General features: G+C 72.5%; 14 protein-coding genes and 1 pseudogene. 5 read left to right on the forward strand and 10 right to left on the reverse strand.

The genetic code is table 11. From position 1 onward, the window contains the following. Positions 1–25 precede the first annotated feature (25 nt). Positions 26–478, reverse strand: coding sequence for a hypothetical protein (locus DSM112329_RS22850; protein ID WP_354698863.1), 453 nt, complete (start codon positions 476–478; stop codon positions 26–28). 21 nt (positions 479–499) lie between these two features. Next, positions 500–745: pseudogene (locus tag DSM112329_RS22855) on the reverse strand (TetR/AcrR family transcriptional regulator); the annotation flags it as partial. Positions 746–1,408: 663 nt separating this feature from the next. On the opposite strand from DSM112329_RS22855, the gene DSM112329_RS22860 reads away from it, so the two are divergent. Continuing rightward, positions 1,409–1,732, forward strand: a complete 324-nt coding sequence (locus DSM112329_RS22860; protein ID WP_354698864.1) for a hypothetical protein — start codon at positions 1,409–1,411, stop codon at positions 1,730–1,732. Here the strand turns inward: DSM112329_RS22860 and DSM112329_RS22865 are convergent. The 4 genes from DSM112329_RS22865 to DSM112329_RS22880 are packed head-to-tail and all read right to left on the reverse strand — an operon-like array spanning position 1,729 to position 6,906. Further along, positions 1,729–2,508 carry a crotonase/enoyl-CoA hydratase family protein gene (locus tag DSM112329_RS22865; protein ID WP_354698865.1) on the reverse strand — a complete coding sequence of 260 codons (780 nt, stop codon included), beginning with the start codon at positions 2,506–2,508 and terminating at the stop codon, positions 1,729–1,731. The genes DSM112329_RS22860 and DSM112329_RS22865 overlap by 4 nt on opposite strands. Before the next feature lie 4 nt (positions 2,509–2,512). After that, on the reverse strand, positions 2,513–3,706 hold the full coding sequence (locus DSM112329_RS22870; protein ID WP_354698866.1) for an acetyl-CoA acetyltransferase: 1,194 nt from the start codon (positions 3,704–3,706) through the stop codon (positions 2,513–2,515). Between the two features lie 3 nt (positions 3,707–3,709). Further along, on the reverse strand, positions 3,710–5,098 hold the full coding sequence (locus DSM112329_RS22875; RefSeq protein WP_354698867.1) for an OB-fold domain-containing protein: 1,389 nt from the start codon (positions 5,096–5,098) through the stop codon (positions 3,710–3,712). Then, positions 5,095–6,906 (reverse strand): long-chain fatty acid--CoA ligase, encoded by a 1,812-nt coding sequence (locus tag DSM112329_RS22880; protein WP_354698868.1) that lies wholly within the window; start codon positions 6,904–6,906, stop codon positions 5,095–5,097. The genes DSM112329_RS22875 and DSM112329_RS22880 overlap by 4 nt, the downstream gene beginning before the upstream one ends. Before the next feature lie 145 nt (positions 6,907–7,051). Here DSM112329_RS22880 and DSM112329_RS22885 point away from each other — a divergent pair, with 145 nt between their 5' ends. Further along, complete coding sequence (locus tag DSM112329_RS22885; RefSeq protein ID WP_354698869.1) at positions 7,052–8,542, forward strand: PASTA domain-containing protein; 1,491 nt, start codon at positions 7,052–7,054, stop codon at positions 8,540–8,542. A 120-nt stretch (positions 8,543–8,662) separates the two neighbouring features. On the opposite strand, the gene DSM112329_RS22890 is transcribed toward DSM112329_RS22885, so the two are convergent. After that, on the reverse strand, positions 8,663–10,180 hold the full coding sequence (locus DSM112329_RS22890; protein ID WP_354698870.1) for an aldehyde dehydrogenase family protein: 1,518 nt from the start codon (positions 10,178–10,180) through the stop codon (positions 8,663–8,665). A gap of 93 nt (positions 10,181–10,273) precedes the next feature. Between DSM112329_RS22890 and DSM112329_RS22895 the strand changes: the two genes are divergently transcribed. Together DSM112329_RS22895 and DSM112329_RS22900 are read left to right on the forward strand one after the other, a co-directional pair. Next, a complete protein-coding gene (locus tag DSM112329_RS22895) occupies positions 10,274–10,975 on the forward strand; it encodes a TetR/AcrR family transcriptional regulator (protein ID WP_354698871.1) in 702 nt (233 codons plus the stop codon). A gap of 119 nt (positions 10,976–11,094) precedes the next feature. Continuing rightward, positions 11,095–11,913, forward strand: a complete 819-nt coding sequence (locus tag DSM112329_RS22900; RefSeq protein ID WP_354698872.1) for an enoyl-CoA hydratase-related protein — start codon at positions 11,095–11,097, stop codon at positions 11,911–11,913. 3 nt (positions 11,914–11,916) lie between these two features. Here DSM112329_RS22900 and DSM112329_RS22905 read toward each other — a convergent pair whose 3' ends face one another. Together DSM112329_RS22905 and DSM112329_RS22910 are read right to left on the reverse strand one after the other, a co-directional pair. After that, positions 11,917–12,726 (reverse strand): enoyl-CoA hydratase-related protein, encoded by an 810-nt coding sequence (locus DSM112329_RS22905; protein WP_354698873.1) that lies wholly within the window; start codon positions 12,724–12,726, stop codon positions 11,917–11,919. A gap of 7 nt (positions 12,727–12,733) precedes the next feature. Beyond that, positions 12,734–13,504: an enoyl-CoA hydratase/isomerase family protein gene (locus DSM112329_RS22910; protein WP_354698874.1), complete on the reverse strand. Its 771-nt coding sequence runs from the start codon at positions 13,502–13,504 to the stop codon at positions 12,734–12,736. A gap of 94 nt (positions 13,505–13,598) precedes the next feature. Here DSM112329_RS22910 and DSM112329_RS22915 point away from each other — a divergent pair, with 94 nt between their 5' ends. Further along, positions 13,599–14,831, forward strand: a complete 1,233-nt coding sequence (locus tag DSM112329_RS22915; RefSeq protein ID WP_354698875.1) for a cytochrome P450 — start codon at positions 13,599–13,601, stop codon at positions 14,829–14,831. 76 nt (positions 14,832–14,907) lie between these two features. On the opposite strand, the gene DSM112329_RS22920 is transcribed toward DSM112329_RS22915, so the two are convergent. Further along, entirely contained in the window at positions 14,908–15,990 is a 1,083-nt protein-coding gene (locus tag DSM112329_RS22920) for an acyl-CoA dehydrogenase family protein (RefSeq protein WP_354698876.1), read from the reverse strand. Positions 15,991–15,995 lie beyond the last annotated feature (5 nt).

Raw genomic sequence — 15,995 nt, forward strand, 5'->3', positions numbered from 1 at the left:
TAGCTGACGCACACCCGTGTGCGCGTCAGCTATCACCCGGTGCGTTCGTGGGGGCCGCCGGGACGATCGGGCGACCGTAGATCGTCCCGACGTAGAGCTGCACCAGCGGCTCCACGATCGCGTCGAGCCCGGTCAGCGTCCCGTGGCCGCCGAAGAGCGCGACGTGGAACGCGCGCTCGGTCGCCCAGGCCAGGGTGGCCCCGAGGGCCTGCGCGTCCGCGCCGGGCGGCGCCACTCCCGCGGCGCGGTCGCGATCGATGACGACGGCGATCTGCTCGCCGACGGCCTTGCCGACCCCCAGCCAGAGCTCGCGCAGCTCGGGTGCCCGCGGCCAGCCCTCCGTCGCCGCGAGCCAGATCTGGTGGTTGGCGGCCGCCCCGTCGAGCCACGCGGTGATCCCGTCCCGGAAGACGTCCTCCACCGGGCGGCCCGACGGGGCCAGCAGCCGCGCCATGTCGCCGGCCGCGCGCGCCGTCACCGACGCCGCGAGGGCGAGGACGACCGCGTCCTTGGAGCCGAAGTGCTCGTAGAAGCTCGACCGCGATGTCCCGGACGCGGTGACGATCTGCGCGACGGTGAGGTCGGCCAGTGACGTGGCCCGGAGCAGCTCGGCGGTCGCCTTGAGGACCGCGGACTCGGTCTTGGGCCGGCGCCCGCGACGGGGCGGGACGGCGAGCGTGTCGTCGGGTTCGGCGATCTGCCGGAGGCTACCGGCGCCGCGGGGGGACCTTCTGTTTCGGGGCAGTCAGATGATCTGGTTGCGGCGAAGAAGCGAGCACTCTCGTAGGACGCGGAACAGCCTCACGACGGCGCGACCGGCTTTGGCGGCGGCGTGTGCCGTGGTTCCGCGGGCGGGCCGCGGTGGCAGCCAAGCGGGAGCGGAGCTCCTCAGGCTGGGCGTCGTGCCACGCGTGGAGGGTTTGGGGGGTATGCCCCGCCGAATCCTCCGAGGGACCACCGCCGCCCGGCCGCGACCAGGACGCGTGGAGGGTTAGGGGGGCAAACCCCGTCACATCCTCCGAGGACCCCGATGTCGCGGGTGCGGAGCCGACCTTGCGCGCTGAAGCATGCATGGCATGCGCTGAGGGACAAGGTCCCCGATCTCCGCGGTTCGCACAGCCGGCCACCCCGCCCACAGCCCCGCACCCAGGCCGCCGCGACCGCCCAGCGCATCCACCGTCTGCAGCCCGCAGTTCCCACAGCCACCGCGACCGCGGCGGTCCTCGGCGTCAGCACCACCAGCACGCGAGCACCCGGTCCTCGGCGCCAGCGCCACCGACCCCCGACCACAACCGCCCTTCCAGCGCAAGGTGGGGGTGCGATTGCCGCCGCGGGTCGCTTCGCACCCTGCGGTCTGCCCCATGCGGCACCCGGCCCGCCTGACGCTTACGACGGTTAGTATGCGCACATGCGGATCGGCAGAGTTCTTGGAGTGCGCGTGCGCGCCGGCGCCGTCCTGGCCGCCGCATGCGTCGCGGCCGCGCCCGCCGCGCTCACCGGCGCGGCGCCCGCGACGGCAGCCAAGAAGAAGACCGGCTGCGCCGCGCTGTCGACGAAGGCCAAGCAGAAGCAGTGCGTGAAGCTGCGCAAGACCACCAAGCTCCGGCGCGGGATCGTGTGCTCGCTCGGCGCCAAGAAGGGGCTCGAGTACCGGCGGGCCGGCTACTTCTGCCTCGACATCTCCGCCGGCCAGGACGGGTCGCTGACGTACCTGGAGGAGCTTGGGCGCTAGCGGCCCTGCCACTCCGGCGGGCGCTTCTCGGTGAAGGCCCGCGCGCCCTCGCGCGCGTCGTCCGACGCCATCACCGGGCCGACGCGCTCCTCCTGCCGCGCCCAGAAGTCCGCGTCGTCCCACGACCACTGATCGCGCAGGATCGTCTTGGTCGCCCGCAGCGCCAGCGGGCCGTTCGCCGCGATCGCGGCCGCAAGCTCCAGGGCGCCGTCGAGCGCGCCGCCCGGTTCGGTCAGCCGGCTGATCGCGCCCAGCTCATGCAGCCGGTCCGCCGTCGTCAGCTCGCCCGTGAGCGCCAGCTCGGTCGCGAACGCCGCCGGCAGGATGCGCGGCAGCCGCCGCAGCGCGCCACCGGCCGCGACCAGGCCGCGCTTGACCTCCGGCACGCCGAGCTTCGTCCCGCGGGCAGCCACGATCAGGTCGCAGGCCAGGGCGATCTCGAAGCCGCCGGCCACGGCGAAGCCCTCGACCGCCGCGATCAGCGGCTTGTCCGACGACCGGCGCACGATGCCCGCGAAGCCACGGTCGCCGGACCACGGGCGCTCGCCCGTCTCGCCGAACGCCTTCAGGTCCATGCCCGCGCAGAAGCCCTTGCCCGCCCCGGCGATGATGCCGACGCTCAGCCCGTCGTCCGCGTCGAACTCGTCCAGCGCCGCGGCGATCGCATCGGCCAGCGGCTTGTCGATCGCGTTGCGGACGTCGGGGCGGTTCAGCGTCAGGACCAGGACCGGCCCTCGCCGCTCGACCAGCAACCGGTCCTCGCCGGACGAGCTCACCGCGTCAGTCCTGCTCGGCGCCGACGATCGAGACGAACGACACGCACGTCCCGGGCCGGCCGCCGAGGTTGTGCGTCAGGCCGAGCTTCGGGTTGTCCAGCTGACGCTCACCCGCCTCACCGCGGAACTGCTGCCAGTTCTCGAAGAGCATCCGCAGGCCGGACGCGCCGACCGGGTGCCCGAAGGACTTCAGGCCGCCGTCGGAGTTGACGGCGATCCGCCCGTCCAGGTCGAAGGCGCCGTCCAGGACGTCCCGCCACGCCTCGCCACGCTCCGAGAAGCCCATGTCCTCCATCAGGACGAGCTCGGTCGGGGTGAAGCAGTCGTGGACCTCCGCCAGCGCGATCTGCGTGCGCGGGTCGGTGATCCCGGCCTGCTTGTACGCGTCGGCCGACGAGCGGACGACCTCCTCGAAGGTCGTGTAGTCGTAGCCCGGGTCCATCGGGCCGTTCGCGGGCCCGGCCGCCAGCGCGAGCGCCTTGATGAACATCGGCCTGTCGGTGTACTTGTAGGCGTCCTCGGCCCGGACGATCAGCGCGCAGGCGGCGCCGTCGGAGACACCTGAGCAGTCGAAGATGCCCAGGCGGCCGGCGACCAGCGGCGACGCGGCGATCTTCTCCTTGGACACCTCCTTCTGGAACTGCGCCCGTGAGTTGAGCGCGCCGTTGTGGTGGTTCTTCCACGCGATGTGGGTCATCGCGTCGCGCATGTCCTGCGGGTCGACGCCGTACTTCTTGCAGTACGCGGGGTCCAGCAGCGAGAACGCCGCGGGGGCGGTCACGGTCTGCTCCGGCGCCGTGCCGTCACCGGCGACGTTCGACCGGACCAGCCCGGAGAACCCGGTGTCCTTCAGCTTCTCGACGCCGACGGCCATGACGGTGTCGTAGGCACCCGAGGCGACCGCGTAGCAGGCGTTGCGCACGGCCTCGGACCCCGTCGCGCACATGTTCTCCACGCGCGTGACGGGCTTGTAGTCCAGGGCCATCGGGCGGGACAGGACGGCGCCGGACTGCCCGGAGTTCATCGTCCCCAGCCAGAAGGCGTCGACGTCGGCCAGCGTCAGCTCCGGGGTCGACGCGAAGCACTCCTTGATGGCGTCGACCAGGAGGTCGTCGGCCGAGCGGTCCCAGTGCTCGCCGAAGGTCGTGCAGCCCATCCCCACGATGGCGACGCGATCACGGATGCCGTTGCTGGCCATGACTCAGCCCTCCCCCTCTGCGGCGCTCAACGGCACCGCCTTCCAGAAGTAGTTGTGGACGCCGTCCACCGTATAAAGCCGCCGGAAGCTCATCTTCACGCGGGTGCCGATCTGAATGTCCTCGGGCGTCGCGTCGGCGAGCTCGACCATGTAGCGGCCGCCCCCGTCGAAGTCGACGACGGCGTTGATCATCGGCGGCGACGGCGAGAAGGCGAGGCGGTCGACCGTGAACGTCGCGACCGTCGCCTCGTTCTTCGCGAGCGCGATCCGCTCCATCTCGTCGATGTGGTGGCAGCTCTTGCAGACTCGCAGCGGCGGGGCGTGGACGAAGCCGCAGTTGGTGCACCTGGAGCCGACGAACGCGAACTTCCACGCCTCGGTGCGGCCGGCGGGCGGGCCGGCCGGACGGTCGGGCTCGGGCCGACGCGGCGGCTCGCGGTCCAGGAGCCCGCGCCACGTGAGGTACTGCGCGTAGGCGACGTCCCGGCCCTCGGCGAGCTGCTCGTGGACGCCGACGCCCGCGCGTCCCTCGGCGATGAGGTCCGTCGTCCGGAAGACCGTCGCGTCACAGCCGTCGGCCGCGGAGATCACCAGGATCGTCTGGCCCGGCTCGGCCCGGTCCAGGACGGCGGCCAGCTTGAGGCCGACGTCCGCGGCACCGGCGTATCCGAGCCGGCCCTCCTCGGAGGGGACGGCGCCGGCGTGCTTCTTCGCCGCGGCCCCGGCCGATCGCGTGTGCGGCGAGGACACGATCACGTGGTCGGCCTGCTCGATCCCGGCGGCGGCCAGCACGCGCTTGACGGCGTCGGCGATCAGCGGCAGGTACATCTCCTGGCCGAAGCGCTCCTCCCAGGAACGGCTCGCGATGTCGCCCGGCGTACGCCAGCGGTCCAGGAACTCCGCGCTCGCGCTCGCCTCGGCGACGACGACGGCGATCGCGTCGGCCTCGTCCCCGAACAGGAACGCCGCGGCACCGTCGGCCCCGCCGCGCTCGTCGGCGGACGACGGCCGACCGGTCCGCAGGTCGCTCAGGATCGCCAGGCCCCCGAGCGCAGCGGACGCCTTCAGCGCGCCGATCGCCGAACGCGGCGAGCCGGCCATGTCGACGGCGAAGCCCTCGTGCCCAAAGTCGAGTGCCGCGTGGATCGCGGTCGCGTTCGTCTTGTCGAGGTACGGCGGGGTGCTCGTGGCGAAGTGGATCGAGACACCCGCAGTCGCAGAGCCGAGCGCCCGTCGAGCCGCCTCGACGCCCATCGTGGTCGCGTCCTCGTCGTAGGAGGCCACCACGCGGGAGCCCTTCCCGCGCTTCGTCCCCAGAGCCGCGCCGAGCTCCTCGTTCTGGAGGCGGTAGCGCGGGACGTAGGACCCGTAGCCGACGATCCCGAAGCTCATGCGTACAGCCCCTCGACGACATCCGAGTACTTCGCATCGATCGGTCTCCGCTTGAGCTTCATCGTCGGCGTGAGCTCGTCGCCGCCCGGCAGCCACTCCTCCGCGATCAGCTCGTACTTCTTGATCTGCTCGACGCGGGCGAGCTTCGCGTTCGCCCCCTCGACCGCGGCGTCGATCGCGGCGCGCACATCGGGGTCCGCAGCGACGGCGGCGACCGACGCGTCGGTCATCCCCGCCCGCGCGGCGTGGGCCGCGGCGGCGTCGGGGTCCAGCACGATCAACGCGACGTTGTACGGGCGGCGGTCACCGATGACCGCGACCTGGCCGATCAGCGGGTGGGCCCCCTTGATCACGCCCTCGATGTTCGCCGGGGACATGTTCTTGCCCCCCGCGTTGATGATCAGCTCCTTCTTGCGGTCGACGATCCGGACGAAGCCGTCGTCGTCCATCGTCACCACGTCGCCCGTGTGCAGCCAGCCGCCTGAATCGATCGCCTCGGCGGTCTTCTCCGGGTCGCCGCGGTAGCCGCGGGTGATGGTCGGTCCCTTGGCGAGCAGCTCGCCGTCGTCGGCCACCTTGAGCTCGAGGCCCGGGATCGCCGGCCCGACCGACCCGATCCGGGCCCCGTCGGGGTGGACCATCGTCAGGCAGCAGGAGGCCTCGGTCATGCCGTAGATCTCCGTGACCGGAAGGCCGATCGCCAGGAGGAACTCGTGCACGTCCCGGGACATCGGCGCGGCGCCGACGACCATCCACTCGACCTGGTCCAGGCCGATCTTCTCGCGCAGCTTGGAGAGCACCGCGGCGTCCAGGGCGGCGTACCGCTCGGCGAGCGCGTCCGGGACGGGCTTGCCGGCGTCCTTCAGCTGGGCGACCTCGACGCCGGTCGCGATCGCGGTCTGCAGCGCGCCGCGGCGGGTGTCGTCCGGCTCGTTCGCGACGGCGGCATCGAGCGCCGCCTTGATCTTCTCGACGACGCGCGGGACCGCGCCCCAGATCGTCGGCTTGACGACGGGCAGGACGGCGGCCACCTGGCGGGCGTCGGCGACGGGGATGACGTGGATCCCGAAGACCATCTGGTTGTAGTGCGAGGACCAGCGATCGGCGATGTGGGCCGACGGCAGGTAGGACGTCAGGCGGGCACCGGGCCTGAGCGGCAGCACGCTGCCGACCGCGCGGCACTGGGCGAGCATGTTCGCGTGGGTCGTCTCGACGCCCTTCGGCGGGCCGGTCGTCCCGCTCGTGTAGATGAGCGTGAGGACGTCGTCGGCCGTGACGGCCTGCCAGGCGGCGTCGAAGTCGAAGCCGTCCGCGGCGCCCGCCTCGAAGTCGGCGAGCGGGACGGTGCCGTCCGGCGCACCGTCGACGCAGACGATGGTCGACGGCTCGGCGCCCTCGCCGCGGGCGGCCTTGATGCGGTCGACGAACGCCTCCTCCGCGATCATCACCCGCGCCTTCGAGTTCTCGAGCAGGTACGCGATCTGCTCGGGCGACGAGGTCGGGTACACCGAGAACGGGGTCGCGCCGAGGTGGACGGCGGCGGTGTCGCAGAGGTGGAACTCGATGCGGTTGCTCATCAGCAGCGCGACGGTGTCGCCGCGGCCGATGCCCGCGGCGGCGAACGCACCGGCGAGCTGCCGGACCCGGGCCGCGTACTCGCCGAACGTCACCTCGACCGACCCGTCGGGTGTGCTGAGCGCCACCTGATCCTGGAAGCGCGCGGCGGTGGCCTGGAACGCCTCGCACATCGTGGTCGCGGCCGGAGCGGCCTCGACCGGCGCGGGCCGTGTCTCTTCAGCGGTCGACATCGCGCCAGCTTACAACAAGTATGGACAAACTGTCCGAGCTAAGGACGGGGTGGGGGAAGTCCAGCCCTCCGGCCATCCCTGGGGTCGCGCGGATCCATCCCTGGGGTCGTGGGAACCGCGCCGCCGCCGCGGCAGTGTGCTGCCCATGACCTCCTCCTTGCCCCGCACCCCTCGCACCACGCGCCGCAGCCTGGCTGTCGCCGCGACGACCCTCCTCGCCACGGTGGCCGCAGCGGCCGCGGCGCCCGGAGCCCACGCCGAGACGCGCTACACCACCCCGTTCAGCTCCGCGACCACCGCACCCGGCGTCGCCGGCGCCTGCACCCCGAGCGCGCCCTGCCAGATCAACGCCGCGTTCGCCGCGGCCCAGCCGGGCGACACGATCCACGTGGCCGCCGGCGACTACGGCAGCGCCGACGCGCCCCTCACCCGCAGCCTCGTCCCCGGCGGACTGGCGGCGAACGTGACGATCCACTTCGAGGACGGCGTCCGGCTGGACCTCGCGCCGACCGGCAAGGGTCCTGGCCTGGCGGTGCCCACCGGCGCGCGGGTGCACGGCAACGGCGTGCAGCTCCGGTTCCGCGGCGACGGGTACGGCGTGGCGAACTTCGGCGGCGCCGTTGAGCGCATGGAGGTCCGATCGAGCGACGGTCCCAGCTGCGTCGCGCGCGGCGCGGGGGCACGCTTCACGTCGACGCTCTGCCTGAACACCCGCGCCACCCTCGGGTACGGGTTCGTCAGCACCGCCGAAGCGGTCGAGGTCGACCACCTGACGGCCGTCGTGACGGGCGACTACAGCAGCGCGATCCTGGTCGACTCGCGCGGCGGGAGCGCGTACGACTCGGACTCGCCGGCACGCCTGACCATGCGCAGCTCGATCGGATGGGCGTTCGACGCGGCGTCCCGCGTGAGCGCAGGCCTCTACTTCGCGACCGACGGAAACCGGTCCGCGACAGCGACTGTGGTCCGCTCGATCGTGAGCAGCCACGGCGCCCAGGGCCCCGGACCGTGGGCCCTGGACGACCAGGGGATGCGCGGCGCGGACCCGCGTCCCGTCGGCACCGGCGACTGGCACCTCAAGGCCGGGTCCCCCGCGATCGACGCCGGCGACGACGCGCCGGGCACGACGAACACGCGGGACCTCGTCGGGAACCCGCGCGTGAGCGGCGCGGCCAGCGACATCGGCGCCTACGAGTTCGACCCGCGCCACCCCGGGTCGGCGGCGGTCGGCGGCGGGGGCGCGGCTCCGGTCCTGACCCCGGGCAGCGTCACCCCGCCGGCGCCGGCGACCACGACCACGGGCACGGGCACCCCGTCAGAGCCCGCCTTCACCCCAGGCAGCGTCGCCGCGCCCGTGCCGGCCACCACCACCACGAGCACGACATCGGGGCCGGTCCTCACCGCGCCGTACACGTCCACCGCCGCGCCCACGGTCACCCGGCGCTGCGTCGTCCCCCGGGTCGTCAACCTCACCCTCGCGGCCGCTCGGCACCGCCTGACGAAGGCGGGCTGCGCCGTCGGCCGCGTCGGTGAGCTGCGCCGACTGTCCAACGGGACCCTCGTGGTGCAGCGGCAGTCGATCGCCGCGAAGCAGCGACGCGCGGCCGGCACGCGGGTGAGCCTGGGCCGCCTCTGAGCCCGCCGGCCCACTCGCCCGCTCGCCCACCGAAACGCAGTGCAGCCGGTGACGCTCAGCGTCACCGGCTGCATGCCGTTCCCCCGTCGCTACGCCGCGGGTGGGCCGCCGCGCAGAGGCCTACCGGCCGTAGACCGCCTTCACCAGCTTGCCGAGCATGCGGGAGCGCCACGGCTTGTACGGGAACATGTTCAGGTCCTTCTTCAGCGCGAAGGGCACGATCATGATCGTCTGCGTCTTGCAGTACTTGCGGATGCCGTTCGCGCCGTGGCGCGACCCGAGGCCGGACTGCTTCCAGCCGCCCATCGGGGCACCGAACGCGACGTAGTTGAGGATGGCGTCGTTCACGACGACCGCACCGGCCTCGACGCGGCGGGCGATGGCCTCGCCCTTGGCGGTGTCCTTGGACCAGACGGACGCCTGCAGCCCGTAGATCGAGTCGTTCGCCATGCGGACGGCCTCGTCCACGTCGTCGACCTTCATGACCGGGATGGTCGGGCCGAACGTCTCCTCGGTCATGCAGCGCATCTCGTGCGTGACGTCGGTGAGGACGGTCGGCTCGAAGAAGCGCCCGGTGCCCGTCCCGGCCTTGCCGCCGATCTCGATCTTCGCGCCCTTGGCGACCGCGTCCTCGACGTGCGAGCGGACGATGTCCAGCTGCGGCGCGAAGGTCAGCGCGCCGACCTCGACGGAGCCCGCGCCCTCGTTGGCGCCCTGGCGCAGCTCACGCACGTTCGCGACCAGCTTGCCGACGAACTCGTCGTACACCGGGGCCTCGACGTACACGCGCTCGACCGAGATGCAGACCTGGCCCGAGTTGAGCAGGCCGTAGTAGGCCGCGGCGTTCGCCGCGCGGTCGACGTCGGCGTCGGCGCAGACGATCATCGGGTCCTTGCCGCCGAGCTCGAGCGAGACGGGCGTGAGCGTCTTGGCGGCACGCTCCATGACGGCCTGGCCGGTGCGCGTCGAGCCGGTGAACATCACGGTGTCCGACACGTCGATGACGGCGGCACCGGTCGCGCCGTCGCCCGCGGCGACCGCGAAGACGTCGGGGGCGATACCGCTGTCGTTGAGCATCTCCTCCACCAGGAACGCCGTCATCGGCGTGACCTCGGAGGGCTTCAGGATCACGGCGTTGCCGGCCATGAGCGCCGGCACGCAGTCGCAGAACGCGTTGACCAGCGGGTAGTTCCACGGGCCGATCACGCCGACGACGCCGACAGCCTCGTAGCGGACCTTGACCTTGCGGCCGACGATGAAGACCGAGCGGTGCGCGACCTTCTCGTCCTTCAGGTACTTCTTCGCGTTCTTCGCCCAGAAGGTGAACGACTCCACGGCGACGGACAGCTCGAGCTGCGCGTCCTCGTAGGTCTTGCCCGTCTCCCGCGAGATGGTGTCGAGCATGCGGTCGCTGTTGTCCAGCAGCCATTTGCGCGCGCGCAGCAGGACCGCGCCGCGGGCCTCGAAGCCGGCCGCTGCCCAAGCGGGCTGCGCCATGCGCGCGCGGGTCGCGAGCGCGTGCACCGCCGCGTCGTCGAGCACCGGGATGTCCGCGATGATGGTGCCGCGGGCCGGGTCCTCGACCGGGATCGTGCGACCCGAGGCCGCGGTTTCTTCAGGAATGCGGACGTCGCTCATCCCGCGATTGTCGCACACCCGGCGATCACGCTTCCACGGTGACCGGACGGTCCGTACGGACCCGTTGTCCGAAACCTGGGACGATGGCGGACGATGGCCTCGCCCGACCGCCGCCCGCCGAGCCGCCGCACCGAGCGCCGCGAGGAGATCCGCACGCGACTGCTCGAGGTCGTCGAGCGGCTCCTGGCCGACGGCGAGAGCTACACGGAGATCAGCGTCGAGCGACTCGTCTCCGAGGCGGATCTGTCGCGCTCGACCTTCTACGTCTACTTCCAGGACAAGGGCGACCTGCTGCACGCCTGGTTCGCGCGGATCACCGACGAGCTCGTCGACGCCGCGCGGGTCTGGTGGGCGCTCGGTCCCGGCCTCACCGAGGCGCACGTGCACGACGCGCTCGCCGGGGTCGTCGTCACGTACCGGCCGCACGCGACGCTCATGGCCGCGCTCTACGACGCGGCGGCCTACGACGTCGCGGTCCGGGAGCTGGTCGACGCGATGATGAGCACGAACGCCGCCGGGCTGCGGCGCCACATCCGTGCGGGGCAGAAGGCCGGGTTCGTCGACCCGTCGCTCCCGGCGGCGGAGACGGCCGGGTGGCTCACGTGGATGGCGGAGCGGAGCCTGCACCAGCTGGTGCGGGACGCCTCGGACGCGGAGCTCCCGCTGCTGGTCGACGGCTGCTGCGCGATCGTCTGGAACACGCTCTACGCACCCGTCGCGCATTGGGAGCCTGTTGAAGAATCTGCCGTCGATGCGAGCGTGGCCGGATCGTGGATGCCAGACGACGACGGGTGAGCCGAAGAAGGCTGGTGGCCTTCCACCGGCTCGCCCGTTGGCGGCTGGCGCCGCGAGACGGTTCGGTCGCGCGGCGGGCTTTCTTCGGGCAGGCTCCTAGACGCGGCATACTCCCGCCAATGCGTCCGGACACCACGTCCAGCCCATCCGCGACCGAGCTGGTGACGGTCCGCCACGAAGCGGGCGTCGCCCACCTCGAGCTGAACCGGCCGGAGGCGCTCAACGCCTGGACCCCCGACCTGGGGCGTGCGCTGCTGGCCGCCGTCCGCGACGCGTCCGCCGACCCCGCGGTGCGCGCGGTCCTGCTGACCGGTGCAGGCCGCGCGTTCTCGGCGGGGGCGGACGTCAAGGTCCCGCGCGAGCACCTGCCGAACGGGGACATCGACCTCAGCGTCAGGCTGCGCGAGATCTACAACCCGATCGTGGCGGAGATCCGCGCGGCACCGAAGCCGGTCGTCGGCGCGGTCCAGGGCGCGGCCGCCGGCCTCGGCTGCTCGCTCGCGCTGTCGTGCGACCTGCTGGTGGCGTCCGAGTCGGCGTACTTCCTGCTGGCGTTCGTCCACCTCGGCGTGATCCCGGACGCGGGGGCTGCGTTGTTCCTGGCCGAGAAGGTGGGCTCGCTGCGGGCGGCCCAGCTGATGATGCTGGGCGAGCGGCTGCCGGCGGCGACCGCCCGCGACTGGGGCCTGGTGACGGACGTCGTCCCGGACGCCGAGCTGCGCGACACTGCGACGGCGCTGGCCACCCGCCTGGCCGCCGGGCCGACCGTCGCCCTGGCGAGCATGAAGCGGACGCTGACGAGCGCCGCGCAGTCCCGCCTGGCCGACCACCTCGAGCTCGAGGCGACCCTGCAGCAGTCCCACGCGACGACGGACGACTACGCCGAGGGCGTCGCGTCGTTCAAGGAGAAGCGCCGCCCGCAGTTCCGCGGCCGCTGAACGTCAGCGGGCCTCGAAGACCGGCTTGCGGCGTTCGATGACCGCCGCCAGGCCCTCGCGGGAGTCGTAGGTCCCCGACAGCTCGGAGACCGTCCGCGCCTCCTCGGGCAGCCGTGCCTCCACGACCGAGCCGAGTCCGTCCCAGAGCAGCCGCTTGGTCGCGGCCAGCGCGAGCGTCGCGCCGGCCGCCAGCGACTGCGCGAGCTTCAGCCCCTCCTCCTTGACGTCGTCGTCCGCGACCACCCGCGTGATGAGGCCCATCTCGAGCGCCTCGGCCGCGCTGATGGTCGGGTTCGTCAGCGCGATCTCCATCGCCTTGCGCAGCCCGACGAGCTGCGTCAGCGTCACCGAGCCGCCGGCGTCCGGGGCCATGCCGACGCGGGTGGCGCCGAGCAGGAACTTGGCGGACTCCCCGGCGATCACGAGGTCGGACGCACAGACCATGCCGAAGCCGCCGCCGCCGGCCGCGAAGCCGTGTACGGCACTGATGACCGGTGCCTGCAGGCGCATCATCGCGCTCGCGCAGATCTGCAGCCCCTGCGTCGCCTCCCGCAGGTAGTCCGGCAGCGCCTCGCCCTTGGAGGCGAACGTCTTCACGTCCCCGCCGGCGCAGAAGTGCGGCCCCTCGCCGGTGATCAGCAGCGCGCGCAGGCGCGGCTCGCCGTGGGCCGCCATGAGCGCGGTGTAGAGCGACTGCAGGAACGGGACGTCGAGGCCGTTGGAGGCCTCGGGACGGTTCAGGCGCAGGTGCGCGACGCCGTCGTCGTGGAGGTCCAGCAGGACGGTGCCGGAGTCGATCAGTGCGGTGGACATGTGGTGGTCAGGCTCCCCTGCTCGTGGTGAAAGATGCGATGCCGGCGCCACCGGCCTCCCCGGCGATGTGGTCGACGACCGCGCGGCGCTCGAGCGCCAGCCCATCGTCGAGCGTCCCCTGCAGGCCGTCGAGGACCAGCCGCTTGATGCCGGCCAGCGACCGCGGGTCCTTGGCGGCGAGCTTGGCCGCGAGGTCGACGACGACGGCGTCCAGCTCGGCTGCGGGCACCGACCGGTAGGCGAGTCCCCAGGCGACGGCGTCCGGTCCGCGGAGACGATCGCCGGTGAGGATGTGGGTCAGCGCGCGCTGCCGGCCGACCAGCCGCGGCAGGCGCTGCGAGCCGCCGCCCCCCGGCACCATCCCGAAGTTCGAGTGGTTGTCCGCGATCTTCGCCTCATCGGCCACGACCACGATGTCGCTCGCCTGCATCAGCTCGAAGCCGCCCGCCATGGCGAAGCCCTCGACGGCGGCGATGACCGGGACGTCGAGCGTCGCGATGACCGCGGTCGCCCGGCCGAAGGCCTCGAACAGGCCGGCCATGGCGTCCGGCCCCTGCGCGCGCAGCTCCTGCAGCGCCTTGAAGTCACCGCCGACGCAGAAGTTGCCCCCGGCGCCGCGGACCACGATGACGTGCACGTCGTCGCGTCCGGCGAGCTCCGCGAGGCCCTGCTCGAGCCGGGTCGCGAGCTCGACCGTGATGGCGTTCATCGCGTCGGGCCGGTTCAGCGTCAACGTGCCGACGCCCGCGTCGGCACGCGTGAGGACCACGGGTTCCATGACGGCGATGCTACCCCAATCGGGCGGTTTGTCCGGACGGTGTGTCCCGAAGGGGTGACACAGGGGTCGGACAAGGTGTACGGTCATTCGCATCATGACGACGGACACCCTCGATCTGACCGACATCGACATCACCGACGCGACGTGGTTCGCGGACGGCATGCCGTACGAGCTCTTCGCCCGCATGCGCCGCGAGGCCCCCGTCCGGTGGAACAAGCTCCCCGACGGCACCGGGTGCTGGTGCGTGACGCGGCACGAGGACGTCTCCGCCATCAGCCGCGACACCGAGACGTTCTCGTCCAACAAGGCGGGCATCTTCCTGCACCCCGACCAGGTCCTGCCCCTGGATCTCGCGCGCAACCTGCTGCTCTACATGGACCCGCCGCAGCACACGAAGTACCGGCTGATCCTGCAGAAGGCGTTCACGCCGAACACGGTCAAGAAGCTCGAGGACATCATCCGGGCGCGCGTCACGAAGACGCTCGACGCCGTCGTCGAGGCGGGCGAGTGCGACTTCGCGCACGACATCGCCGTCCCCATCCCACTCGGCATGATCACCCAGCTGATGGGCGTCCCGGACGAGGACATCCCCCAGTTCTACGCCTGGACCGAGCAGATCGAGGCCGCGCAGCGGGCGGACGAGCCGAACGCCGCGTCCAACGTCTTCATGGAGATGGCGGGCTACATCCACGCGCAGATCGAACGCCAGATCGGCGAGGGCAACGAGGAGTCGCTCGTCATGCGCCTGCGCGCGGCGGAGGTCGAGGGCGAGCAGCTCACCGACCCCGAGATCCTCGTCTTCTTCGGTCTGCTCGCGTTCGCGGGGAACGACACGACGCGCAACACCCTGGCCAACGGGATGCACGCGCTGCTCGAGCATCCCGAGCAGCTGCAGGAGCTCGTCGACGACCCCTCGCTCATCCCCGCCGCGATCGAGGAGATCCTGCGCTACACGTCCGTCGTGCGCTGGTTCAACCGCACCGCGACGAAGGACACCGAGCTCGGCGGCCAGCAGATCAAGGAGGGCGACCGCGTGATCATGTGGTACGCCTCGGCCTCGTTCGACGAGGAGGTCACCGAGGACCCCACGCGCTTCGACATCCACCGCGACAAGCCCGACCACAAGACCTTCGGCGGCGGCGGGCGCCACTTCTGCCTCGGCGCCGGGCTGGCCCGCGCCGAGCTGCGGATCTCCCTCGAGGAGATCACCTCGCGGCTGAAGGACATCAAGCAGTCGGGCGACCTCGAGCGCCTGCCGTCGTCCTGGGCCAACGGCCTGGTGAAGCTGCCCGTGACGTTCACGCCGGGCCCGAAGCTCGGCGAGTAGCGGGCAGCCCGGCCCCCGGCCCGCGCTCCTCGGAGGATCTGACGGGTCAGGCCCGCCGGATCCCCCGGGCTCCGGTTCAGGCGGCGGCGAGCAGCGCGTCGGCCACCGCGGCCGCCGCGGCGTCCGCTCCGCCGGCCAGCCGGCGGCTGGACTCCGCGCGGCGGTAGTAGAGCATCGCGTCGTGCTCCCACGTGGCGCCGACGCCGCCATGGATGAAGATGTTCTCCGGCGCGCTGTAGTCCAGGGCGTCCGCGGCCGCCGTGCGCGCCGCGTTTGCGAGCAGGCCGAAGTCGCTGTCGCCCCAGGCGTTGCCGGACGCGACCAGGAGCGACCGCGCACCCTCCGACAGGCGCAGCATCTCGACGAGCTTGTGCTTGATCGCCTGGTAGGAGCCGATCGGGCGACCGAACGCGACGCGGTCCTTCGCGTACTCGGTCGCCATGGTCAGGCAGCCGTCGACGGCACCGACCGACTCGGCCGCCAGCAGCGCGCGCTGCAGGTCGCGGCCGGTCGTCGCCGGGACGTCGGCCGGGAGCGTGAGCGCCGTCGCGCGAGCACCGCTGAACGCCACGTCGGCGAGCGCACGCGTGCTGTCGTAGGCGGCCTTGCCGCTGACGGTGACGCCGTCGGCGCCGGTGTCGATCACGCTCAGGACGGCGGCGCCGTCGGCGTCGCGCCCGAGGACGACCAGCACGTCGGCGCCGTCGGCATCGAGGACGCCCGTGACACCGCCGTCGAGGACCGCCGCGTCCCCGTCGACCGTCGCGGTGACCGCCCCCGGCCGGTCACCCGCCGACGGACAGACCAGGGCCGCACGCCTGTCGCCCGACGCGAGCGCGCTGCGCAGCCCGCTGTCGGCGCCGGCGGCCTCCAGCAGCGCCGTCGCGGGCAGGTGGCCCAGCAGGCGGGCGTCGGCCAGGCGGCTGCCGCAGGCCTCGAGGATCAGGAGCGCCTCGTACGCGCCGAGGCCGACGCCGTCGGCGTCCTCGCCGATCAGCAGGCCGGTCCAGCCGGCCTCGACCGCGACGGGCCACAGGGACGGATAGGCGGACGGCTCGTCAAGCGCCTCGCGGGCGGCCTCGACGGTCTTGTGGCGGGCCAGCGCCTCGGCGGCGGCCTGCTGCAGGAAGGACTGCTCGTCGGTCAGGGCGCGGTACATGTCGT

It is taken from the genome of Paraconexibacter sp. AEG42_29 (assembly GCF_040581415.1).
Lineage (GTDB): Bacteria > Actinomycetota > Thermoleophilia > Solirubrobacterales > Solirubrobacteraceae > Paraconexibacter.